This window comes from Collinsella sp. UBA1693, assembly GCF_002320115.1.
Taxonomy (GTDB): domain Bacteria; phylum Actinomycetota; class Coriobacteriia; order Coriobacteriales; family Coriobacteriaceae; genus Collinsella; species Collinsella tanakaei.
This window is the reverse complement of the sequence record NZ_DCJT01000010.1, coordinates 207,567-229,370: the sequence shown is the minus strand read 5'-3', so window position 1 is coordinate 229,370 and position 21,804 is coordinate 207,567. Positions and strand designations below refer to the sequence as shown.

At 56.4% G+C, this 21,804-nt stretch carries 20 protein-coding genes and 1 pseudogene; 7 read left to right on the top strand and 14 right to left on the bottom strand.

Translation table 11 applies throughout. The features are described from left to right. Positions 1 to 359: 359 nt before the first annotated feature. Positions 360 to 1,280 (bottom strand): homoserine O-acetyltransferase MetA, encoded by a 921-nt coding sequence (gene metA, locus B3H65_RS05415; protein ID WP_286684437.1) that lies wholly within the window; start codon positions 1,278 to 1,280, stop codon positions 360 to 362. A 242-nt stretch (positions 1,281 to 1,522) separates the two neighbouring features. Between metA and B3H65_RS05410 the strand changes: the two genes are divergently transcribed. Next, entirely contained in the window at positions 1,523 to 2,476 is a 954-nt protein-coding gene (locus B3H65_RS05410) for a lactate/malate family dehydrogenase (RefSeq protein ID WP_286684436.1), read from the top strand. A 140-nt stretch (positions 2,477 to 2,616) separates the two neighbouring features. Here B3H65_RS05410 and B3H65_RS05405 read toward each other — a convergent pair whose 3' ends face one another. Beyond that, the gene (locus B3H65_RS05405) at positions 2,617 to 4,650 is read right to left on the bottom strand and encodes a RecQ family ATP-dependent DNA helicase (RefSeq protein ID WP_286684435.1); all 2,034 of its coding nucleotides are present in this window, start codon (positions 4,648 to 4,650) and stop codon (positions 2,617 to 2,619) included. Between the two features lie 261 nt (positions 4,651 to 4,911). Between B3H65_RS05405 and B3H65_RS05400 the strand changes: the two genes are divergently transcribed. Beyond that, on the top strand, positions 4,912 to 6,240 hold the full coding sequence (locus B3H65_RS05400; RefSeq protein ID WP_286684434.1) for an ATP-binding protein: 1,329 nt from the start codon (positions 4,912 to 4,914) through the stop codon (positions 6,238 to 6,240). A gap of 207 nt (positions 6,241 to 6,447) precedes the next feature. On the opposite strand, the gene B3H65_RS05395 is transcribed toward B3H65_RS05400, so the two are convergent. From B3H65_RS05395 to B3H65_RS05375, 5 genes are all read right to left on the bottom strand, one after another. Next, on the bottom strand, positions 6,448 to 6,624 hold the full coding sequence (locus B3H65_RS05395) for a metallophosphoesterase (protein WP_009140997.1): 177 nt from the start codon (positions 6,622 to 6,624) through the stop codon (positions 6,448 to 6,450). A gap of 336 nt (positions 6,625 to 6,960) precedes the next feature. Further along, entirely contained in the window at positions 6,961 to 7,797 is an 837-nt protein-coding gene (locus B3H65_RS05390) for a PTS system mannose/fructose/sorbose family transporter subunit IID (RefSeq protein ID WP_009140998.1), read from the bottom strand. Further along, positions 7,797 to 8,546 carry a PTS mannose/fructose/sorbose/N-acetylgalactosamine transporter subunit IIC gene (locus tag B3H65_RS05385; RefSeq protein ID WP_220395550.1) on the bottom strand — a complete coding sequence of 250 codons (750 nt, stop codon included), beginning with the start codon at positions 8,544 to 8,546 and terminating at the stop codon, positions 7,797 to 7,799. The genes B3H65_RS05390 and B3H65_RS05385 overlap by 1 nt, the downstream gene beginning before the upstream one ends. A gap of 42 nt (positions 8,547 to 8,588) precedes the next feature. Next, a complete protein-coding gene (locus tag B3H65_RS05380; RefSeq protein WP_286684433.1) occupies positions 8,589 to 9,059 on the bottom strand; it encodes a PTS sugar transporter subunit IIB in 471 nt (156 codons plus the stop codon). Then, a complete protein-coding gene (locus B3H65_RS05375) occupies positions 9,059 to 10,075 on the bottom strand; it encodes an SIS domain-containing protein (RefSeq protein ID WP_009141002.1) in 1,017 nt (338 codons plus the stop codon). The genes B3H65_RS05380 and B3H65_RS05375 overlap by 1 nt, the downstream gene beginning before the upstream one ends. Before the next feature lie 200 nt (positions 10,076 to 10,275). Here B3H65_RS05375 and B3H65_RS05370 point away from each other — a divergent pair. From B3H65_RS05370 to B3H65_RS05350, 5 genes and pseudogenes are all read left to right on the top strand, one after another. Next, a pseudogene (locus B3H65_RS05370) lies at positions 10,276 to 10,461 on the top strand (GntR family transcriptional regulator); the annotation flags it as partial. A 12-nt stretch (positions 10,462 to 10,473) separates the two neighbouring features. Then, the gene (locus B3H65_RS05365; protein WP_259298214.1) at positions 10,474 to 11,013 is read left to right on the top strand and encodes a GntR family transcriptional regulator; all 540 of its coding nucleotides are present in this window, start codon (positions 10,474 to 10,476) and stop codon (positions 11,011 to 11,013) included. A gap of 8 nt (positions 11,014 to 11,021) precedes the next feature. Beyond that, the gene (locus B3H65_RS05360; RefSeq protein ID WP_286684432.1) at positions 11,022 to 11,726 is read left to right on the top strand and encodes a GntR family transcriptional regulator; all 705 of its coding nucleotides are present in this window, start codon (positions 11,022 to 11,024) and stop codon (positions 11,724 to 11,726) included. 671 nt (positions 11,727 to 12,397) lie between these two features. Next, a complete protein-coding gene (locus tag B3H65_RS05355) occupies positions 12,398 to 13,405 on the top strand; it encodes a YitT family protein (RefSeq protein ID WP_286684431.1) in 1,008 nt (335 codons plus the stop codon). 260 nt (positions 13,406 to 13,665) lie between these two features. After that, entirely contained in the window at positions 13,666 to 15,063 is a 1,398-nt protein-coding gene (locus tag B3H65_RS05350) for an ATP-binding protein (RefSeq protein ID WP_286684430.1), read from the top strand. A 123-nt stretch (positions 15,064 to 15,186) separates the two neighbouring features. Here the strand turns inward: B3H65_RS05350 and B3H65_RS05345 are convergent, their stop codons facing one another. The 7 genes from B3H65_RS05345 to B3H65_RS05315 form a co-directional block, all read right to left on the bottom strand. Then, positions 15,187 to 15,909, bottom strand: a complete 723-nt coding sequence (locus tag B3H65_RS05345) for a GntR family transcriptional regulator (RefSeq protein WP_286684429.1) — start codon at positions 15,907 to 15,909, stop codon at positions 15,187 to 15,189. Positions 15,910 to 16,063: 154 nt separating this feature from the next. Beyond that, positions 16,064 to 16,699, bottom strand: a complete 636-nt coding sequence (locus B3H65_RS05340) for an HAD family hydrolase (protein WP_286684428.1) — start codon at positions 16,697 to 16,699, stop codon at positions 16,064 to 16,066. 104 nt (positions 16,700 to 16,803) lie between these two features. Beyond that, the gene (locus B3H65_RS05335) at positions 16,804 to 17,787 is read right to left on the bottom strand and encodes an SIS domain-containing protein (protein WP_286684427.1); all 984 of its coding nucleotides are present in this window, start codon (positions 17,785 to 17,787) and stop codon (positions 16,804 to 16,806) included. A gap of 127 nt (positions 17,788 to 17,914) precedes the next feature. Beyond that, positions 17,915 to 18,760: a PTS system mannose/fructose/sorbose family transporter subunit IID gene (locus B3H65_RS05330; RefSeq protein WP_286684426.1), complete on the bottom strand. Its 846-nt coding sequence runs from the start codon at positions 18,758 to 18,760 to the stop codon at positions 17,915 to 17,917. Positions 18,761 to 18,773: 13 nt separating this feature from the next. Then, entirely contained in the window at positions 18,774 to 19,571 is a 798-nt protein-coding gene (locus B3H65_RS05325) for a PTS mannose/fructose/sorbose/N-acetylgalactosamine transporter subunit IIC (RefSeq protein ID WP_286684425.1), read from the bottom strand. 58 nt (positions 19,572 to 19,629) lie between these two features. Beyond that, positions 19,630 to 20,550 (bottom strand): PTS mannose/fructose/sorbose transporter subunit IIAB, encoded by a 921-nt coding sequence (locus B3H65_RS05320; RefSeq protein WP_286684424.1) that lies wholly within the window; start codon positions 20,548 to 20,550, stop codon positions 19,630 to 19,632. Between the two features lie 160 nt (positions 20,551 to 20,710). Then, positions 20,711 to 21,769 (bottom strand): DMT family transporter, encoded by a 1,059-nt coding sequence (locus tag B3H65_RS05315; protein ID WP_286684423.1) that lies wholly within the window; start codon positions 21,767 to 21,769, stop codon positions 20,711 to 20,713. Positions 21,770 to 21,804: the final 35 nt, after the last annotated feature.

Genomic DNA, 21,804 nt, shown 5'->3' with positions numbered 1-21,804 from the left:
ACGGGACGCTCTGTTTAACAGCTTGATAGTTCAAATATGACTTGTTAGCACTAGGCAAAATCGACCTCCGATGGCGCCGAAAAGCCAAAAACGACCTCCGATGGCAGTTTTCCCGCTGCCACTGAAGGTCGTTTTTGGTAAACCGCAGGTAAGAGCCTCGCGCTTTTTCGGTATTGCCGTAAAACATGCCACTGAAGGCCGATTTTGGCTTTTCAATGCCAACGGAGGCCGATTTTGGCAAGCGGCGGTACCTGGATTACCCGCCATCAAAGAACGATTTTGCCTAAAAACAATCGCACCTAAGCGCTTTCCCCTCGAAAAGAGCCGCAGCGAGAGACGCGCTGCAAAGACGAGTCCCCCTACTCGCCCACGCGCTCGATGTCGTAGGGCGTGGTCTGATACACGTAATAGTTGAGCCAGTTGGTGTAGAGCAGCTGCGCCTGACTGTTCCAAGTGTTAAGCGGCTCGCGCGAAGGGTCGTCGTTGGGGAAATAGTTCACCGGCACGTCGGGGTCGATGCCGCGCTTGACGTCGCGCTCGTACTCAAGGCGCAGCGTGTCGCTGTCGTACTCCGGATGGCCAAAGACAAAGAACCGCCTGCTATCGACGGACTTTACAATGTAGAGTCCGGCAACGTCGGAGGTCGCGATGATCTCCAGGTCAGGATTCGCCGCAACGGCGTCCTCGTCCACGCCCGTATAGCGGGAATGAACGGCGTAAAAGCGGTCGTCGAAACCGCGCACCAAAGGCGAGGAGGGCTTGATCACGCGGTGCTCGTACACGCCGGAGAGCTTGGCCGGCAGCTCGTGCTTGTCGATACCGTAGTGATGGTACAGGCCAGCCTGCGCGCCCCAGCAGATATGGAAGGTGGAATGCACGTTGGTGGTGGACCAATCCATGATCTCGACCAGCTCATCCCAATAGTCGACGTCCGCAAAATCCAGCTGCTCAACGGGAGCGCCGGTGATGATAAGGCCGTCGAAGTTGGAATCGCGGACCTCGTCGAACGTGCGGTAGAAGGTATCCAGATGCTGGGCAGACACGTTTTTAGCCTCGTGGCTGCTGGTGCGCAGCAACTCCACCTCGCACTGCAGAGGCGTATTGGAGAGCTTGCGCATGATCTGCGTCTCAGTCGCGATCTTGGTGGGCATGAGGTTCAAGATCAGCACGCGCAGGGGACGAATGTCCTGATGTAGCGCGCGGAACTCCGTCATGACAAAGATATTCTCGCTCTCCAGCGTCTCGGTTGCCGGCAGGGCGTCTGGTATGCGAATGGGCATGGTCCACCTCGAGGTTACTAGGCTCTATTGCTAGGCTCTCGCTTTTACGCGTAAAGCATACGATACCCGCTTGCGGCCCGCTTGTATCGCGCAAAAGCTGCAAGCGGCGAAATGATGCACGCGGCAAGCCCCGCGCCCCGTTCTGCAACAGAGCCGACACATTGCAGCGCTACTATGCACGGCAACAAAACGCCGGCGCGCCGCGAAAGCCCGCGACGCTCCCCAACCAGAAGGGATGCATCATGATCAAGCCGCGAACCGTTGGCATTGTGGGAATGGGCCACGTGGGCGCCCATGTGGCGAACAGCCTGCTGCTGCAGGGCTTGGCGGACGAGCTCTACCTGTGCGACATCGACTCCGTCAAATCCGCGTCCGAGACGCAGGACCTGCGCGACTCGCTGCAATTCTGCCCGTACAACACCAAGATTGTCGACTGCCAGGACCGCTATGAGGAGCTTGCGGGCTGCGACGTCATCGTTAACGCCGCCGGCAAGGTCTCGCTGGCCGCAGGCAACCGCGACGGCGAGCTCTTCTTTACCACGGATGCCTGCCGTACCTTTGACAACCGCATTGTCGATGCGGGCTTCGACGGCATCTGGGTCTCTATCTCCAACCCCTGCGACGTGGTCTGCACGGAGTTTTGGCATCTCACCGGCTACGACCCCTCGCGCATCATCGGATCGGGCACCGGTTTGGACTCCGCGCGCCTGCGCTCCCAGATCTCGCTCGCTTGCAACTTGGACCCCAAGTCCATCAACGCCTATATGATTGGCGAGCACGGAGCGTCCATGCTGGCGGCCTGGAAGTCCGCCTCCATCTCTGGCAAGCCCTTGGCGCAGTTGGCGGACGAGGAGCCCGAGCGCTTCGCCTTTGACCTGGCCGAGATGGAGGACAAGGCGCGCCAAGGCGGCTACGTCACCTTTGCCGGCAAGCAGTGCACCGAGTACGCCGTGGCAAACGCTGCCGTTCGCGTGGTCGCCGCCGTACTGCATGACGAGCATGCCGTGATGGGCGCCTCCACCCTTATGACCGGCCAGTACGGCGAGGAGGGCATCTTCACCTCGCTGCCCTGCATCATCGGTCGCAACGGCGTCGAGCGCGTGATGGAGCTGGACCTCTCCCAGGCTGAGCTCGAGGCGTTCCACGCCAGCTGCCAGCACATCCGCGACAACATCAACCGCCTCACCTGGTGGTAGAGCTCACCCTCTCCCGCGCTCTCACCCGTGCTCTCAAACGAGCCCAATAACAACTTCCCAAGCAAAATGTGGGAGTCTCGCACAAAGTTCCAAGGAAAAATGTGGGAGCACCGCGCTTAGCTGGACTTTTGCAACAGCGGCTAAACCTCACCCAAATGCTGGTTCTCAAACTCCTCGATGCGCTCCAAAAACGCGCGACCAAAGTCCGCTGCCTTCTTCTCGCCGATGCCCGGAACATCCAAAAGCTCCTCAAGGCTATGGGGGCGCCGACGGCACACGCCGCGAAGAGCCGCGTCGCTGCACACCATATAGGGCGCCCAACCCCGCTCGCGCGCAAAATCCGTACGCAGCTCGCGCAGGCTCTCGAACAGCTCGGCGTCATCGCCCACGCGAGGCCGAGCATCCAGGGCGGCTTCCTCGCGCAGCAAATCGACCGCACGGCGGGCGCGGACAGATCCGGAGCGCTTGCTGGACCTGCGCTTGATAGTGAATTCAAACGGCGTCGCAGACGAAGCCCCGTCGCCAGAGCTCTCTCCCAGCACCTCGACCGCACACGGCCCCAGCGCGATGACGGGATACTGCCCCTGCGATACGGAAAGGTATCCGCGGCCCGCGAGCTGGTCCACCACATCCTTGATACGCGCCAGGGAGCAATCAGCCAGCCCGCCGTATCCCGCCGCCTCATCGAGATGGCAGTTGCGCACCCGCTCGTTGTTGGCGCCGTGCAGGGCATCGGCTATAAGCGTCTTGCCAAACCGGCCCGCCCGCGGCGCCACAAACTCCACGATCGCGCGGGCAACCTGCGTCACGTCCTCCACCTCAAACTCGGTAAGGCAGTTGGAGCATGCGCCGCAACCATCGCTCTTTGCGGACAAGGGCTGGCTGGCGCCCAGCTGCGCGCCCGTCCGCGCATCCGGCAATGCGCCCTCGTCCCCAAAATAGCGGAGCATGTACTCGCGCAAGCACCCGGTAGTCTGGCAGTAGCCCTCCATCTGGCGCAGAAGACGGTAACGGTTCTGGCAGGCGCGCTCAAGCTGCTCCTGGTCAAGGTCGGGACGCGGCAAGCCGTCCTCGTCCAACCCCGCCGCATCACGGCTCTTCTCTATCAAGAACCGGCGCAGTCTGAAATCGTTGCCGTTCCACAGCAGATAGCAGCTGGCGGGATCGCCGTCGCGGCCGGCGCGGCCCGCCTCTTGGTAATACGCCTCGATGCTTTCCGGCACGTTGTTGTGAATCACGTATCGCACGTTGGGCTTGTCGATACCCATGCCAAACGCATTGGTGGCCACCATCACCGGCACGCGGTCGTCGATAAAGTCCGCCTGGTTTTGCGTTCGCTCATCGTTACCCAAGCCCGCGTGGTAGCGCCCCACCCGGATACCTTGGGGCATCAACGCCAGCGACAGCTCCGCGGAAAGCTCGTCCACCGCCTTGCGAGTCGAGCAATAGATGATGCCGCTCTCCTGGCTATGCTGCGCGACATAGGAGCGTATCCAGGCGGCCTTCGCCTTATCGCCCAGCTCTTCCACTCCAAAGAACAGATTGGGTCGGTCGAAGCCGGTCACCACGGTCTGCGGCGAGCGCAAATCGAGCATATGGACAATGTCCTCCCGCACGCGCTCGGTAGCGGTAGCCGTGAAGGCCGCTACCACCGGACGCTGCGGCAGGGCCTCTATGAATGCGGAGATCTGCAGATAGGATGGGCGAAAATCCTGGCCCCATTGGGAGACGCAGTGGGCCTCGTCCACCGCCACCAGCGGAATGCCGTAACCGCCGGGGGACGCCAGACGTTGCGCGAACTCCATAAAGCGCGGATCTGCCAAGCGCTCGGGCGCTACGTACATGATCTGGTACCATCCGTCTTCCGCGCGGCGCAGTACCGTGTTCTGCTGCGGCACGGTAAGGGACGAGTTGAGGTATGAAGGATGCGCGCCCGCCGCCAGCAGCGAACGCACCTGATCGCCCATGAGCGACACCAGCGGGCTCACCACCAGCGTGAGTCCCTTCAGCATGAGCGCGGGCACCTGGTAGCAGATGGACTTGCCGGCACCGGTGGGCATGACTCCCAAGGCATCGCGGCCAGACAGGATGGCCTGCACCATGCGGTCCTGCCCGGGACGGAAAGATCCATAGCCAAAGTAGGTTTTAAGCGTGTCCAACGCCTGGTTATTCATACGGCCGCCCTCGTATCTCGCATGGTCACACCTTGTAGGTCATAGCCTTGTACCCTCACCACGCTAGCAGAGGACGCCATCGACCTCCAGACCGGGTTTTCCTTAGGCTTGTTCCGCACGCTTGTGCGCCATGGCAACGCCTGCCGCGAGCCTTGGCTCAAGACTCAAAAAGTGCGGAAATCGGGTAAATCGCCCAAATAAAAAGTGCGGAAGTCGGGTAAATCGCTAAAATAAAAAGTGCGGAAATCGGGTTGGAGGGCTATGTTCACGCGAAAGATATATGAATACCTGCTGGAATGGAAGCGCAGGGATAGCGGCAGAACGGCAGCCCTTATCGAAGGGCCCCGGCGCGTTGGCAAGTCCACTGTTGCCAAAGCGTTCGCACAAAACGAGTATCGCACCCACATCCTTGTAGATTTCTCAGCCGCACCCCAATCTGTTGGAGAGCTGTTCGAGGATGTCTCGGATTTGGACTATCTTTTTTTACAATTGCAGCTGCATTACGGAGTTCAGCTCCATAAGCGAGAATCGGCAATTATCTTTGACGAGGTGCAGCTCTGCCCAAAGGCGCGGCAAGCAATCAAACATCTAGTCGCAGACGGTCGCTATGACTATATAGAGACCGGCTCGCTCATATCGATTAGAAGGAACGTCCAAGGAATTGTTATTCCCAGCGAAGAATATAAGCTTCAGATGCGGCCCATGGATTTTGAAGAGTTCAAATGGGCACTTGGCGATATGGGCACAATCCCTCTACTGAAGAAAACTTTTGAAGAGAGGCGTCCGCTTGGCGACCAGCTCAATCGCAAGCTCATGAGGGACTTCCGTCTTTACATGCTAGTTGGTGGCATGCCTCAAGCCGTCAGCTCATATATAGAAACCAACAACCTCCAGGCAGTCGATACCGTTAAACGCGGCATCATCTCGCTTTACGAAGACGACTTTCATAAGATCAGCCCGTCCGGAGCGCTATCCCTTCTCTTTGACGCCATTCCAGCGCAACTCTCCAAAAAGGCATCTCGATACCAGGTTTCAGCAGTGCTGGCCAATCGCCAGGCATCCGACGTACTTGAGGAGATATCAGAACTAAAGGAGTCTAAGACAACGCTTGTTGCCTATCACGCAAACGATCCCAATGTGGGAATGTCTTCAAGCATAGATCTCGAGAAATTTAAACTATACCTTGCTGATACGGGACTGTTTGTAACCCTTATGTTCAAAGACAGGGATTTTACCGATAACACCGTGTACCAAGCATTGCTTTCTGACAAGCTGCCGGCAAATCTCGGCTCGGTTTACGAAAACGTCGTTGCGCAGGAACTTGTCGCACAAGGACACAAGCTGTTTTATCACACCTGGCCAAAAAAGGGCGCAAACCGCAACTACAAGATTGACTTTGTTGTAAGCGACGGTAAAAAGATTTCTCCCGTTGAGGTCAAGTCCTCGGGATACAAAACCCATGCCTCACTTGATGCGTTTGGCGAGAAATATGCATCCAGGATTGGGCGACGCTTCCTGGCGTATACAAAAGACCTTCGACAAGACGGTGACGTCACCTGCATGCCAACATATATGGCGCGCTTCTTGTAAACAAGTCCAGAAACATCGCGCCCCACACAAGGCGCGAGGCGAAGATGATACGAACGCGGTCATAAATCCTGCCTTGCGAATCGCATGCAAGGCCCACCCCGCTTCGAGATAGATGCAGTCCGCGCGGATCATGGGGGTCGTCCTTAAACGCTGGACGAATCTCCCAAAAACCCGACTTCAAGCTCAAACCACCGACGTTCTCGGTATTCATCTTGGGTTCCTCAACAAGAGGCTGAAGGGAAGATGTCGTAGGAGCCCTTGCCCCCTGTCACAGTACTCGCCGAGCAGCACCAGGCGCGACCCCACTTCGGAGAGGTCGACGCCGGCGAGCGCCTCCTCGAACTCGTCCAGGCAGCCGTGGATATCAGAAATAGCGTAGATCATGGGAGGCCTCCGCCTTGTTGCCCACTCGCATATGGGGCTCATACCCAGAAATGCGTAGACCGCTTGAAGGCCGGCCGTATATCGCCATCTATGCAAATCTATCAGGCGACTGCAAGCGCCCATCGATTGTGTAGACCGCCATTCGTATCGGACTCGCTTTTTCCGAAGCGTATACCCATACGAATCCACGAAGAGCCTGAAATATGCCATGGATTAAGTAGAAGCGCTCAATCCGGCAAATGACCGAATCGAGCGCTTCCAACCGCATCTTGAAGCTGTATGTATTTTCGTTTAGCCTCTCAGCTCGCGATCCGCGAAGGGGCTTCATTCCTCAAATCAAAAGATGCCAAGCATGCATCCCAAAACGCTGAGTACGAAGATTCCAAGGATGATGTAAATGGTCTTAACGTTTTTATTAAGCAGCCAGACGCAAATGAAAGTCGCGGCAAGGGGCAGCAAATTCGGGAAGATCTGATCGAAGATAGACTGCAGCGCGGTTTCCGTACCGCCAAGCGTAAACGTTAAGCTGGTGGAAAGCGAGACCATGGTCGCGATCATCGCGCCGATAACGGTCATACCGAGGATCGATGCGCCGTAAGAAAGGCGTTCCATAAGATGCGCCTCTTCCGACTTCTCCAAAAACTGGGTTCCCAGCTGATAACCGAGTTTTCCCGCAAGAATTTTGGTTGCAAAATGAATCGCGGTGTACAAAAGAAAATAGAGGATGCTGCCCATCATGTTGCCGGTCGAGGCGAGGCCGATTCCGATTCCGGCGCAGATTACTCGAAACGTTCCCCAGAAGAATGAGTCACCGATTCCTGAAAGGGGACCCATCAGGCCAACCTTGAGGTTATTGATTGCCTTCACATCAAAATCCGGATTCTTTGCCGCCTCCTCCTCCATGGCGACGGCCAGGCTTAGGACGAACGGAGAGACATGGGGCGTGATATTGAAGGTCTCGGTATGCCTTTCGAGGGCAGCGTAGAAGTCATCATCGCTCGAATAGATTCTACGAAGGGGCTTCTCGAGGGCGTACATGCATCCGTACGCCATCATCTTGTCGAACGACCAAGAACCCTGAATGGTAAACGAACGCCAGAATATACTGCGCTGCTCCGCGGGGGTCATCGTCCCGACGCCCTGCTTATTTACCTGAAAAGCCTGCTCGCTCATTAGAAGTCCTCCTCTTCATCAAACTTCATGTTGAATACTGCAATGAGGGCAACGCAAAGACCCGCAACCGCGACGCCGATAACATCCATGCCCAGGTAAACGACCGCAATGAATCCCAGGAACAGGTAAGGAAGAATCTTGTTGTTCGACATGATCTTGATAAGCATGGCCAAGCCGACACAAGACAAAACGCCAGCCGCAACGTTGAATCCGTCGAGTACAACCTGCGGAATCGCGTTCAGCGCCGCATTGATTCCGTCCGCGCCAAAATACAAGGAAATGAACACCAGCAGCGCCGAGGGAATGCCAAGAGACAGAGGCACGACCGTAAGATGCAGAATATTTGCCCTTTTAAGATCGCGTGCGTCCAGCGCCTCCTGGATCTTCGTTCCAGCCCAGCTCCCCGGGACGGCATAGCAGAAATTTCTCCACATCTGCAAGAAGACAGAAAGGGGCAGAGCCAGCGCGACGGCAGAACCAGCGCCAGTACCGGCATTTATCGCCACGGCGATGCTCAACGTGCTCGAAGCGTACACCTCGGGGGGAACGGCGCTGCCAACCATGATGGAGCCCATAAACATTGCTTCAAGAGCCGCTCCGACGGTTACACCCGTCTGGATATCGCCCATAATCGCACCGACCAGCATACCGGTGAATAGGGGACGTGCCATCATGCTTGCACCAAATAGTTGTTCATCGACCGAAGCGAGGAACGCAACAACGGCGACTAGGGCTGCTTGAATAATCATTATCCCACCTCTCAAACTCTATCTCGTAAATTAGTTCCCCACCTAGATAAGTGTTTCGACGGGAACGCTCGCCTCCGTTGGGACCGGCTGGCACCCTACCGAGACTCCCATGGAGAGGAGCTCTCGAATCGCCCCGATTTCCTCGTCCGTAGCGAATACCGAAGACGTAAGCTGCCGGCGGCCTTCAAGACGCTTCATGTTGCCAAGGTTCACGCTGGTGACGAGTTCGGTGCCCTTCGCAAGCTTGAGAGCATCCGCCACGCTGTCGACGACGACAAGCATCTTGTATTTATCCGTCTTACCGGAGTTAAGAACCTCGACAGCATCATCAACGCTTTTGGAGACGAATTTGACGCCGGCGGGCACCGCCATCTTAAGCGTCGTCAGGCGGAGCTTGTCTTTTCTAACGTCATCGTTAACCACGAAGATGCAATCGGCATTGAGGGAGTTGGTCCACGCAAGCGCCACCTGGCCGTGAACGAGGCGCTCGTCGACGCGCAATAGCTTAATCATTAGTACTCAACCACCCGATAGTAGCGGCGTATATCAAGATCGTGATCGCGGAGGATCGAGAGATGAGTGCTCACGCGCTCCAGCATCGCGGACATGACCAGAGGGGAGACGAGCGGGCGGACGCTCTCTTCGACTCCCTCAAGTTTGAAGTCCCTAGTGTCCCATACCTGAACTTTGTCGGTATGCTGGCGCACGAACCGCTCGACTCGGTCAACCAGGGGACGGGTCTCGTCCTCGCTCTTAAAGAGCATGAAGCTCATTTCGGGATCGGTCATCTCAATGGTGCCGTGGAAGAATTCCGCAGCATGGATGGACTTGGTCGCGATCCACTGCATCTCCTCGAGCACGCACATCGCGAAGCAGTAGGTCTCGCCCCAAACGTTGCCGGAGCCAACGCACATGTGGAACGGAGTATCCTTGTGCCTCGTTGCGAACTCGAGCGCCGCGGCGTCCTGCTGCTCCCTCACGCCCTGGAGAACATCGGGCATCTTCTTGAGGGCGCCCATGAAGCTGTCGTACTCGGGGAACTCCCCGTTATTCTTCATGAAGCGGGCGGCGATGGCAAAGTACTGGATATAGATCTCCTCGACGAGGTTGTCGTTCGATGCCTTCTTGTTCTCGAAAACGTAATCCGAGCATTCGGACAGTGGGCAGCCATCCTCTCCAACCAAAGAAATGACCTTAGCACCGAGGGACTGGGCGTACTTCGCTGCCTCGATTGTCTCGACAGTGGTTCCCGAAAGAGATGCCGTGATTACGACAGAATCCTTGCCGAGCGACACCGGCTTTGCTTTCACGAGCTCCGCGGCGATCTCCCAGTACCAGGGGATAGAAGAATGCGTCTTGAGAAGGTAGGTAACAGGACTTGCCATGGAATAAGTACCACCAGATCCAACCAGGTAGAGGTTCTTGTAGCCCTTCTCGCAGATCCCATCAACCGCCGCGTTGATTTCATCGATGTTATCAATTGCCTTCTCAAGTACCTCGCGATAGATCGCTTCGTCATATCCAACCATGTCAATTCCTTCCTCGTCATACCAAGATGCGGTGATCTAATTACTAAGCGTTGCAACCACTTGTTATTATAGATATACCTATTAATCAAAAATGACAACCACTATGACTTTTCAATCTACCATTTTTGCCATGAACGGTAGTTTTCCACCGTTATTTGGTATATTTATCTGACCATGTGGTTAGAGAAGAGTTATCACTGATGAATTCGATCGACGATATTGCTAAAGCGCTGCAAGACGGAATAGCCTCGGGCACATATCCCTGCGGAACGCGTATCCCTTCCGAGAGGACACTCGCCGAAACATTTGAAGTGAGCCGCGCAACGATCAGGTCGGCAATCGATATCCTTGTCGATACGGGCCGACTCAAGCGGGTCCATGGCAAAGGAACGTTTGTCATGCAAACCGATATCGACGATGCCGCCATACACTTCAAGGGTATGAACGAGCTCCTTAGTCGCGCCGGCTACGAACCGTCCTCGAGCATATTGAGGACCCAGCTCCGCTCGGCAGGATTCTGCCTCTCCCGTATCTTCGATGTCCCCGAAAGCTCTGAGCTATTCCAGATTGTCCGCTTGCGCTCCGGCAACGGAGTCCCAATCTCCGTCGAAAACACGTTCACGATCCCGTCGCTCATAAAGGGTATCGAATCGATAGATTTTAAGGTCTACTCCCTTTACGACACCTTCCGGATGAACCACGTCGAGATCCAGCACATCAACCAGAAACTGTCGAGCACCCGCGCCCGACAAAGCAACGCCCGAGCGCTTGGCACGGCGGAGGGCACCCCCGTCATGCGCATCCAAATCACCGCGCTCGACGGAGGGAACAACGTCGTTGAGTTCACCGACGTCGCCGTTCTACCTGCATTCTGCAGCTACTATACTGATGCCATCATCTCAGACGGCGTCTACTCGATCAACTACCAGGGCATCTAGGGATCCTCATGCCGAAGCTTTTCAATCTTCTCTCAAGCGACGTTGAAGAATACGTACTTCAATTTATTGAAACGCACGGCCTCAAAGCAGGAGACCGACTTCCAACTGAACGATCCCTTGCGGAGGAGCTCGGCATCACCCGCTCGTCATTAAGAAGCGGACTGCAGGCGCTCATCGACCAAGGAGTCATATATAGCAAGCAGGGAAGCGGCTCATACCTCTGCCACCCAAAAGCCGTTCGCTCCCTTGCAAAGTATTGCTTTCCCTTTGCCGACGAGAACCTTGCGGACAAGCGTTACGAAGCGATGCCGGTCGGATCCTTACCCTCCGACCTTGACTGGCTCGAAGACTATCTCATGACAAGCAACGATGGGGACGTCGCCCAGCTTGACCTGTTTCTCGAATCAATTGATAACTGCCTCGTTGCGCTCACAGCTAACGCCCAATCGGCACAATCATGCGCCTTGTTCCCAAACTTGTTCAAACTGAACAACGTACCCGCTGGCATCGTCCAGACTCAGGAGGTTAGGGTCTTCGACAAACCGAGCGGCTCGGTTTCAAAGCTCCTCCGTACGCGCGAACCAGAGACGCTGCTCCTACTCCAAAACAGGTTGCTCCTTGGCGATCGTCAGATAGCCCTCTCCTACTCCATTTGCGTCGGCACACGCGTCGATCTCATATCGAGAACTGGTTTACCCCGCAGGCCCAATTAAACCTCCGGTAAAACTGCTGCACGACCATGAGCCGATTCTTTGCAACCGCTGCAACTTGAGTCTTCCGTAAGGGCGGGGCGTCTGGGAGATGCCACGCTAGCGCCTTCATGAGCGGCAGTCCAAGTAGTCACGTCGACCAACACGAGATATGGGCAATGGCTCCGGCAAACGATTCGAAATATGGTGCCGTTCGACTCGCCGCCCTCGACCGATACGAGCAACATGCGAGGAAATTCCCTACGCCGCAGAATCGGTCGCCCGTCATGAAGTAGCGAGGCACGGTCATCGTTCTTTGTACGAGCGCCGGGACCGACCTGAGGGATGGCTTTCTTGTGGCGCCTACCGCTTATCAGTCCGCTCCCAGGTTTCTAAATCGCTCGTAAAACGCTTTCAGGCGCGCGACGACTCGCGACTTCACCTCCGCGCAGGCGTTTTGCAGCGCGAAGCGCGATAACTTCTTCGTCATGATGCCCGCGATCGCGGCGCCCGCCTCGGGAATACCGCCCCCCCCATTAACCGCACCTCCCAGACCTCGGTGAAGCTGAGAGAGCCAGAGTCGAAAGGTGCCCGCGCCGCACCGCCTGACAGGAACGGCGATATGTGAAGCAAGCGCATGATACAATCGCTCGACACACTCCAACCATCACTCCCATCACCGCAAAGGAGACCACGTGGCGAACGTCGTCGACAACCTCACCGACCGCGCGCTGGAGCTTGCGCGCCTAACCGTAGTCCGCCGCATCATCACCGCAGTCGCCGTCATCATCTCCGCTTTTATCCAGACCTTCCTCATCCAAGCATTCGTCCAACCCGCAGATCTGCTGCCCAGCGGCTTTACCGGCGTGGCGGTCCTTGTCGACCGCATCACCTCGCTAGGCGGCGTTCACATCGACACCTCGCTCGGCATGCTCGCGCTCAACATTCCCGTCGCCCTCATGTGCTGGAGCGGCATCAGCAAGCGCTTCGTCATCTTCTCCATGGCGCAGGTCGCCCTGTCCTCGCTCTTCCTCAACATCTTCCATTTCGCTCCGTTTTTGGGCGATAAGATCATGCTCATCATCTTTGGCGGCGTGGTCTCCGGCCTCTCCATCGCCATCGCGCTCAAGGCGGGCGCATCCACCGGCGGCACCGACTTTATCGCCCTGTGGGTTTCCAACCATACCGGCAAGACCATCTGGGGCGTCATCTTCGCTTTCAACTGCTTCATCCTGGTCATCTTTGGCTGGATGTTCGGCTGGGACAACGCAGCGTATTCCATTGTGTTCCAGTTCATCTCCACCAAGACCATCGACAGCTTCTACCATCGCTATGACCGCGTTACGCTGCAGATCACCACGCGTCTGGCGGACGAGGTCATGACCGCTTACGTCAACCATTTCCAGCACGGCATCAGCTGCGCGGAGGTCATCGGCGGCTACAGTCGCGAAAAGATGTACCTGCTGCACACCGTGGTCTCCACATATGAAAGCCAGGACATCATCAAGCTGGTACAGGATATCGACCCGGGCGCCGTCATCAACGTATTCCACACGCTCAACTTTGTGGGCGGCTGGTGGGGAGGCCACGTGGACGAGCCCCTGCCCACGGCGGTTCCCGATCCCGATAAGCCCGCCCGTCTGCTCTCCAAACAGGCTCGTCGCAACGAGCAGTCGCGCCTGCAACAGGACGACGGCCGCTAAACCATCCTCATCCACGCAATCCGCCCGGTATCCCACACAACATAGGGAATCGGGCGGATTCTTTATACGCCGGCGCCCTTACGCGTTATCTATATAATCGTGATTATAATAATCTAGATTATTTAGATAGCTTCATTTATAAATCTTTATATTTGAGATAGTTTTGGCAGTTAGATATACATATTGATTTACTACCAACAGTAATCGGCATTATATAATCTAAATTCTATAAATTGTATTTCATCAGATTGGGGGTAAGAATGTTTGTTGGACGAGAAGAAGAGCTTTCATTTCTTGAAGACGCCTATGCCAGCACTCGCGCACAGCTTGTTTTTGTCTACGGGCGCCGCCGCGTAGGAAAAACCGAGCTTCTTAATGAGTTCCGCAAAGACAAACCCTGCGTCTTCGTTGCTGCAAAAGAAGCCCCCGCAACGACGCAACTCGCAGACTTCTCTCAGCAGATGTTTGCCGCCGGCGCGCCCGCGGGGAGATACCTCAACTCCTATCGAACGTGGGAGGACGCGCTCGAAGACATCGCGAGTCTGCCGGGCTCAACAAGAAAGCTTGTCATCATCGATGAGTTCCCCTACCTGGTGCGAAGCGATGCATCCCTTCCCTCCACCCTTCAACATGTATGGGATCACCTGCTTAGCCAGCAAAACGTCATGATCATCCTCTGCGGCTCCTCCATGAGCTTTATAGAGAAGGAGATCTTGAACGAGAAAAACCCGCTTTACGGAAGGGTAGCCGGCCTGTTAAAGCTGCAGCCGCTCCCCTATTGGAAGGTAGCACGGTTTTACCCCGCCTATTCGCCCCAACAACAAGCGGAAACGTTCGCGGTGCTTGGAGGAATCCCCCATTACCTCCTCCAGTTTGACCCAGATAAAACGCTAGAAGAGAACATAAAGGCCCACATCCTTCGTTCGGGTTGCGCACTCTATAGCGAGCCGGAATTCCTTATGCGCCAAGAGTTTCGAGAGACCGCCGTGTACAACAGCATTGTCCAAGCGGTTGCCCTGGGCGCAACGCAGCTCAATGAGATTTCGCAAAAGACCATGCTAGAAGCGGGAAAGCTGAGCCCTTACATCAAAAACCTTATAGAGGTTGGAATTCTTGAACGAGAATTTCCCGTTGGGATCGGCGCCCAGGAGCGAACCAAAGGCCGGCGCGGACTCTACCGCATTAAAGACAACTTCTTCCGGTTTTGGTATGCGTTTGTCTTCTCCTATTCATCCGCCCTTGACGCTCACGATGTCCAAGGCGTTTGGAGCAATGCGGTCTCGCCCGTCTTCAATAACTTTGCCTCCGCTCCTTTTGAAGGCATGTGCCAAGCATGGCTGCAGCAAAAGAATGCCGCAGGCGCCATCCCCTTCTACGCCACAGAAATCGGACGCTGGTGGAACGGGTGCGAAATCGACATCATGGCATGCGATGCGGGAAGAAAGCACGCCGTTATAGCAGAATGCAAATTCAAAAACAGCGCGGTGGGATCCAGCGTGCTGCGCAGCCTGGAAGAAAAGGGCGAGCAGATAAAGCCCACGGTGCTCGAATACTACCTTTTCTCAAAGTCTGGTTTTACGGACGAGTTAAAAGAGCGCGCCCACGACGCCGACAACATCCATCTTATAGATTGCGAAGAGCTCTACTCCCTGTTATAAAAACGTCCCTGCCGCCTGTGTAAAAGCGGCAGGGACGCTATGCAGGCTGCGCACCATAGCGGCGCTCAGAAACAATGGACCGAATCGCAGGGTCAACCCGGGACCACGCGCGACTAAGACAGCCTACAACACAAAGCGGTAGCGGCTGCCAACGTAGTACTGGCGTCCAATGCAAACGGGCTTGTCCTCATCGTCCGCAAAGCAGGCATTCAGGAACAGAAGCGGGTCGCCCGTAGAGATCGCAAGCCTCGCTGCCTGCTCCTGTGTCGCACGCACAGCCTCAACGGTGCGCTGCGGCGTGCGCGTGGGACGAGAACCGCCAACTTCTGTAATCTTGTCGAACATGGAGACATTCTCAAGATCCGCCGTAAGCAGCTCCTGATAGCCCTCATACGGCAAGAAGATGTTCTCCTCAAAAATAGGCAGGTCATCAGCGGTGCGAATACGCTGAACGTAAAGAAGCAGCGCGTTCTCGTCCAAACCAAAGAACTTAGCCTCTTCCGAGCGAACCGGAACTATGAGGCGGTTGAGCACCTTGGCTCCAGGCGTCATGTTATTGTCGCGGCACACGTTGGTGAAGCTGCGAGCCGCAACGTATTGCAGCAGGCGGCGGTTGATGCGCGGCGTGCTTACAAATGTGCCGCGGCCCTGCTGCTTTATCAGATACCCCTCAACACACAGCTCCTCCACTGCGCGGCGCACGGTGATACGGCTCACGCCGTACTTCTCGGCAAGCTCGGGCTCAGAGGGGATGCGCTCTTTAGGGGCGTACTCCCCAGCCTCGATCGCGCTTTTGATTTCTTCAAAGATTTGCTGGTAAAGGGGCGCAGTTTTAGTATTCGCCATAATACTCACCTGAGTCAGATACTTGTATATAACGTTATAGAGTATACCCTTTTTGTCAGTACTTTAGAGCATTATCTATTACGTTTTGATTTGGAGGAGCCGAACTCATCCAAATCAACCGCTGCGACCGTGCACTGGAGCAGCCGCCACACCGTTAAGAATCAATCTCCTCGATGACGTCCCACAAGGTATCGATTACGCGATGCGCCTGGGATTGATCGAGCGTGACGCCCTCGCGCGGCTTAAGCGCCAGCACGCGCGCACCGGAACGCAGGCCCGCCTCGATGCCAAGCGGAGAATCCTCGACAACAAGGCACTCCCGGGGTTCCACTCCCAACAACTCCATGGTCCGCAGATACACCGCGGGATCGGGCTTGAACGCCGAGACCTCATGCCCGCTCACCGTAGCGTCCAGCACGTCGCGCAGATCCGCCGCGCCAACAAGCTCCTCGATCATCTCTCGCTGACCTGAGCTCGCGATGGCGCACAAGACCCCGCGGCGCCTGAGCTCTTCCATAACCGGCCTTGCATCGGGGTTCTTGAGTTCATCATAGGGAACTGGATGCTCTTTCATATACGTTGCGAAGTACTCGCGCTTAAGCTCCGCGCGACGCTCCGCATCATTTGGCTCGAAAAATTCCCAGATATATACGTCGTTAGTTCCCGATAGGTCGGGAATCTCATCAAACGTATAGCCTTTGGTCTCCAGATACGCGCAACGGCGGCGATTGTAGAACCACTCGGTATCTACCAGCACGCCATCCATATCGAACAGCACCGCTTTAATCATCTCATCCTCCTATGAAAAAGGGCGGCCCCGTAAAACGGAGTCGCCCTGTTAAGCTACTTGCCGTGAGGCCCGCTACGTAGATCGTGCGCGAAAACGCTTTAATCTTAGTAGGAAAGCTTCCACATGTAGCGACGCATGGTCAGCGGGTGCTGGCGAGCGTCAGCAATCTTGTTGCCGTACACGCGCATGACAGCGAGGTGCAGAAGCGGGTTGAAGTAGGTCAGAACGCTTGCGGGCACGGCGTCGGCCAGGCCGTAATCCTTGGCATCGATAAGGGCGACCTTGGCGCCCATACGCTGCAGGAAGGTGAGGGCGCGGGCATCCATCGGGCGGGTAGCGCCATCGGACATGAAGAAGACGTAGGGCTTGCCGGGAGTGGTGACCTCAAACGGACCGTGGAAGTACTCGCCGGTGTTGTAGGCGGCGGCGTCGATCCACTGCATCTCGGTGAAGAGGAAGGCGGCGTGGGAGTAGGCCATCTTCTCGGAGGCACCGGAAGCCATGAAGTAGATCATCTCGTCGTCCTTGAAGTCCTGAGCGAACTGCTCGGCAACCTTCTCGGCCTGCTGAGCGGACTTCTCGCAAAGCTCGAAGATGTTGGTGAGACCGCAGATCATATCCTCGTAGTGCTCATAGCCCTCGGTCTGCTGAAGGATCTCAAGGGCGAGCGCCATGGCGTAGCCGGGCTTCTCGGCCTTAGCAGCAAAGTTAGCGTGGAAACCATGGACGATCACGTGGTCGGCGTCAACGGTCAGCGCAGAGCCCTCCTTGTTGGTGAGGGAGACGACCGGGCAGCCATGCTTCTTGGCGGTCTTGTTGGCCTCAACGGTCTCGGGAGTAGAGCCACCCAGGGAGCAGCTGATGACGAAGGTGTGCTCGCCAACCCACTTGGGGGTGTCGTAGTTGAACTCGTTGGCGGTGAAGATCTGAACGTTCAGCTTGTCCGTATTGTTGGCCAGGAAGTACTTAGCGGGATACAGGTCGGACATGGAGGCGCCACAGCCAACGAAGGCGACGCTGTGAATCTCATGGTTGGACAGGACGTCGGCAACAATCTGCTTAGGGAGGTTGAGGTCGATTTCGTACATTGAATGCTTCCTTTCAATAAATGTGCCTCGCGCTGCATCTATATGACCAACGCGCTTGTACCAAGAGTCGGGCCGGACGTTAGTAGAGAAGGGACCGTCCGGCCCAAAGGAGATTGAGGCTTCCCAACTACGCCAGGATGCCCAGGGCGGAAAGGGCCACGCCGCCGACGATGGCGATCACGAGCAGCCAACCGGTGTTGACGCCCTTCTTGATGAGCCAGTACATAGCGCCGGTGAGCGCAAGAGGAATCATGTTGGGCATGATGGAATCAAGGATGTCCTGGATAACGACGGTGCCGTCGGAGAACGTTGCAGGCGTAGTCGCTCCAATAAGGGTGGCGATCATAGCGCCCACGGACATGAGGCCCACGATGCCGCAGACGTACATGACCTTCTCCATGGTGTTGCCACCCTGGAGCTTGCCCAGGTAGTCATGTCCACCCTGGTAGCCAAACTTGGCAGCGAACCACGTGATAAGCACGGAGGGCACAATGGAGATGAGCATGGCCAGCACCGGGCCCATGATGGAGCCCTGTTGAGCCAGTTGCACGCCGAGGCCGAAAGCGATGACGCGGATGGTGCCTTGGAAGAAAGAGTCACCGATGCCGGAAAGCGGGCCCATGAGGGAAGTCTTCACCGCGTTGATGGAATCCGGATTCATAGAGCTGGGATCCTTGGCGTACTGCTCCTCCATGGAGGCGGTGAGTCCCAAGACAAACGCGCTGGTCTGCGGGGTGCAGTTGTAGAACGCCATGTGACGACGGTAGGCCTCTTTTTTGGCCTCAAGCTGCTTGGGATCGTCCTCGTTGGGATAGCAGCGGTCGATGGTGGGGACCATACCGTACAGGAAGCCCATGTTCATCTGGCGCTCGTAGTTCCAAGAGTCCTGAATTGCCCAGGAGCGCCAGAAGAACTGCCAGACCTTCTTGTTCAGGGAAACGTCTTTGGTAAGAGTAGCGGTTTCGGTAGCCATGGTGTTCTCCTCCTTACTCGTCATCTTCAAGCGGATCGTAATCTGCAGCCGCGCCGGCGGTGGCAAGCCCGCCGTTGTTGGCGTACTTCATGCTCATGAGAATCAAAGCGAGGATGACGCCAAAGATGGAGACCGCGATAACGGAGAGCCCCAGGTAAGAAGCGAGCATGAAGCCCAGGATGAGGAAGACCGTCATGCCCTTGTTGAGCATCATGGAAAGCAGGAGCGCCAAGCCGTAGGCGGTAAGAATCTTAGAGGCAACGTTCAAGCCATCGGTGATCCAAGCGGGAACCATGTTGACGACCGCCTGAACCACATCCGTGCCAACGTAGACGGCGGCGAAGATGGGCAGGAAGTACATGAGCGAATACAGAACGGTGCCGGCGACGATATGCATGCGATAGGCCTTCTTGAAGTGGCCCCCGTCGATGGCGGCGTCGGCGACGTGGGTCAGCGCGGCGATAATCGAACGGAAGACGATGCCCAGGAGCTGACCGAGAACGGCGACCGGAATCGCGATGGTCATTGCAGTCTCGGCAGATGCGCCGGTGAGGCACGCGAAGGCAGCGGCAACGATGCCACCCAGGACCATATCAGGCGGAACGGCTGCGCCAACCTGAACCAGGCCCATGCTTACAAGCTCAACGGCAGCGCCAACGGCGAGGCCGGTGGGAACATCGCCTAGCACCACGCCAACAAGCGTGGCTCCAATAAGCGGTTGCTCAAAATTCAAGCGACCGAGCAGGCGGGAATCGAGCATGCAGAAGACGCCGACCAGGCCAACGAGGACCGCGCTAACGAGCGTATCCATACCTTTCTCCTTTCGGTGGATGCATATGCGCTCCCCTTTACGGGGTTACATACAAGACTTAGAACGAGGTGATATCCGTGCGGGGCTGCGTGGGGGTCTGCTGCTCGTAAACTTTGACTCCCAGATCGATGATCTTCTGAGCATCGGCCTTCTCGGCGGCATCGAGGAAGACGGAGCTGTCCTTACCGCCGACCGCCTCGGCGCCGTCATGGTTCGCCGCGGCTCCAAAGTTAACTTCGGGCAGCTTGTAGGCGGTGAGGAACTCGAGCATCTCGTGGACGTTGCCAAATACGAACATTACCTTCTCGCCCAGCGTATTGAGCTTGTCCATCTTGGAGAGGGCCTTCTCAACCGTGAAGACGTTCAGGTACACGCCCGCGGGCTTTGCAAGCTTGAGAGCGCCCTTCTTGACCTCATCGTTAGCGGCAGCGTTATCGACCACAATGATGCGCTGGGCGGCGACGCTGTTGATCCACGAGAACACAACCTGGCCGTGGAGCAGTCGGTAATCAAGACGGGCGAGGACGATGTTCGCCTTGCCGCCCTTGCCGGCAACGGGACGCTTCTTGGCCGGTGCCGCCTCAACGGGTTCGTCGGGTTCGGCGCAGTTCGCCAAACCGGCGCGCGCCTCGCCAACAATACCGCGCAGCTCGCTGGCGGAAAGAGGGCCGGGGGCAATAGCAAGAGAGAGGATCAGGGGCATGTTCATACCGCTGATGACGGTGATCTTCGCACCGTTGTTCATAAGCTCGACCACAGAGTTGTTAACGCTGCTGCCCATCATATCGGTACAGACATACACGGCGTCATTCTGATCGAAAGACTCGATGAGTCGCTTGACTTCATTGGAGATGGGCTCTTTATCGTCGCGAGCGAGCGTTACCGTGTGAACGTTCGAAACATCGCCCAGAACCATCGCCAGGGTGTCGCGAGCGCCTTCGGCTAGCCCGCCATGCGATGCCAGAATTAACTGATTCATCACTCCTCCTTAGGTCGTTATGTTCATTATAGATGTCTTACTTGTTATGTCTACACTTAGGCTATTTTACGATTGAAATTGGTGTTGAAATGCCGCTTGCGGAAGGAAATCTACCGTTCACGCGCGGTTAATACCAGCGCAATACCTTTGACATGCCTTGTTAACGTGGCGCGATCCATGTTTGCCAGTCACCACTATTTACCAGGGCATCGTAGCCGGCAATCTTTTCCTGCCGCCACACGCGACCGTTGAAACGCATGGACTCCGCGACGTGGCCTGCGAAAGCGCTTTGACGCAGCCTTGCCGGATTTATGTTCATAACAAAGATCGAGAGCAAAACCAGACAGATGCCAAGTACCTTTACTGGACCAGAATCCTCGGCATACAGCAAAATGCCAACCAATACCGTGGCAACCGTTTCAAATGAAGCGACTACCGGCACTTTTGAAGCCTCGACGCCCATGGACAAACCGTTCATATAGAAGATATAGGCCAAGGCCGTAGGTATGAGACCAAATCCAAAAAGCAAGCCAATCATCTGCGGGCTTGCTGCAGCACGCACGTCCATCCAGGGAAACGAGAGGGCGCCCATAACAAGGCCGCCAAACACAAAACCGTAGAACGTGACCGCAAGGGGATGCATGCGCTCGGTCGCGATTTTGCTGAACACCGCCAGCAAAGCCCCCAAGAACCCCGCAAGAATCCCCGTCCCAACGCCCAAAACGGAAAACGATACCTCTGTAAGGTCTCCGTTTGTAACCGCGAGAACGCATCCGGTGATATTGAGAAGCACAGAAAACAACTTGCCGCCCGTTATTGGCTCTCTGTACAGAATCTTGCCAAGCATCACGCCAAACACCGGCGAGGTGTAAAGCAGCACGGATGCCGTGGACATGCCCACCTCGCCCATAGAGATGTAGTAGGACAGGTTGGCCGACGCAAGGCCAACCACGCCAACCAAAAAGCTCGCGAGCAACGTGCGCGGCGTGGCCTTGAACAAAGAGAACGCGGACCGCCTCTCCCCCGCCGGCGTCCGCACTCCGCGCGCGCCCATCACCATAAGGACGGGCATGAGCAGGAGTGCACCAGATAAAAGGCGAAGTCCGGCGATGCTCACCGAGGAAAGACCCATGGCAGAAAGACCGTTCACAAAGATACCGATGCTGCCCCACATAAGAGCCGCGCACAGCACCATCGCATATCCCCTGTTTGCCTTCATGGAATCCGCCTTTCTCTGTACCTCGTTTCCCTCAC

What these genes read in the sequence shown, in the direction of transcription:
- B3H65_RS05390 (WP_009140998.1), bottom strand. Translation starts at nt 7,797, where the DNA reads ATGAGCGAGCAGGCTTTTCAGGTAAATAAGCAGGGCGTCGGGACGATG.
- B3H65_RS05325 (WP_286684425.1), bottom strand. Translation starts at nt 19,571, where the DNA reads ATGGATACGCTCGTTAGCGCGGTCCTCGTTGGCCTGGTCGGCGTCTTC.
- B3H65_RS05375 (WP_009141002.1), bottom strand. Translation starts at nt 10,075, where the DNA reads ATGGTTGGATATGACGAAGCGATCTATCGCGAGGTACTTGAGAAGGCA.
- metA (WP_286684437.1), bottom strand. Translation starts at nt 1,280, where the DNA reads ATGCCCATTCGCATACCAGACGCCCTGCCGGCAACCGAGACGCTGGAG.
- B3H65_RS05345 (WP_286684429.1), bottom strand. Translation starts at nt 15,909, where the DNA reads ATGGCGAATACTAAAACTGCGCCCCTTTACCAGCAAATCTTTGAAGAA.
- B3H65_RS05360 (WP_286684432.1), top strand. Translation starts at nt 11,022, where the DNA reads ATGCCGAAGCTTTTCAATCTTCTCTCAAGCGACGTTGAAGAATACGTA.
- B3H65_RS05330 (WP_286684426.1), bottom strand. Translation starts at nt 18,760, where the DNA reads ATGGCTACCGAAACCGCTACTCTTACCAAAGACGTTTCCCTGAACAAG.
- B3H65_RS05320 (WP_286684424.1), bottom strand. Translation starts at nt 20,550, where the DNA reads ATGAATCAGTTAATTCTGGCATCGCATGGCGGGCTAGCCGAAGGCGCT.
- B3H65_RS05340 (WP_286684428.1), bottom strand. Translation starts at nt 16,699, where the DNA reads ATGATTAAAGCGGTGCTGTTCGATATGGATGGCGTGCTGGTAGATACC.
- B3H65_RS05350 (WP_286684430.1), top strand. Translation starts at nt 13,666, where the DNA reads ATGTTTGTTGGACGAGAAGAAGAGCTTTCATTTCTTGAAGACGCCTAT.
- B3H65_RS05405 (WP_286684435.1), bottom strand. Translation starts at nt 4,650, where the DNA reads ATGAATAACCAGGCGTTGGACACGCTTAAAACCTACTTTGGCTATGGA.
- B3H65_RS05335 (WP_286684427.1), bottom strand. Translation starts at nt 17,787, where the DNA reads ATGTACGAAATCGACCTCAACCTCCCTAAGCAGATTGTTGCCGACGTC.
- B3H65_RS05395 (WP_009140997.1), bottom strand. Translation starts at nt 6,624, where the DNA reads ATGATCTACGCTATTTCTGATATCCACGGCTGCCTGGACGAGTTCGAG.
- B3H65_RS05400 (WP_286684434.1), top strand. Translation starts at nt 4,912, where the DNA reads ATGTTCACGCGAAAGATATATGAATACCTGCTGGAATGGAAGCGCAGG.
- B3H65_RS05410 (WP_286684436.1), top strand. Translation starts at nt 1,523, where the DNA reads ATGATCAAGCCGCGAACCGTTGGCATTGTGGGAATGGGCCACGTGGGC.
- B3H65_RS05385 (WP_220395550.1), bottom strand. Translation starts at nt 8,546, where the DNA reads ATGATTATTCAAGCAGCCCTAGTCGCCGTTGTTGCGTTCCTCGCTTCG.
- B3H65_RS05380 (WP_286684433.1), bottom strand. Translation starts at nt 9,059, where the DNA reads ATGATTAAGCTATTGCGCGTCGACGAGCGCCTCGTTCACGGCCAGGTG.
- B3H65_RS05365 (WP_259298214.1), top strand. Translation starts at nt 10,474, where the DNA reads ATGCAAACCGATATCGACGATGCCGCCATACACTTCAAGGGTATGAAC.
- B3H65_RS05315 (WP_286684423.1), bottom strand. Translation starts at nt 21,769, where the DNA reads ATGAAGGCAAACAGGGGATATGCGATGGTGCTGTGCGCGGCTCTTATG.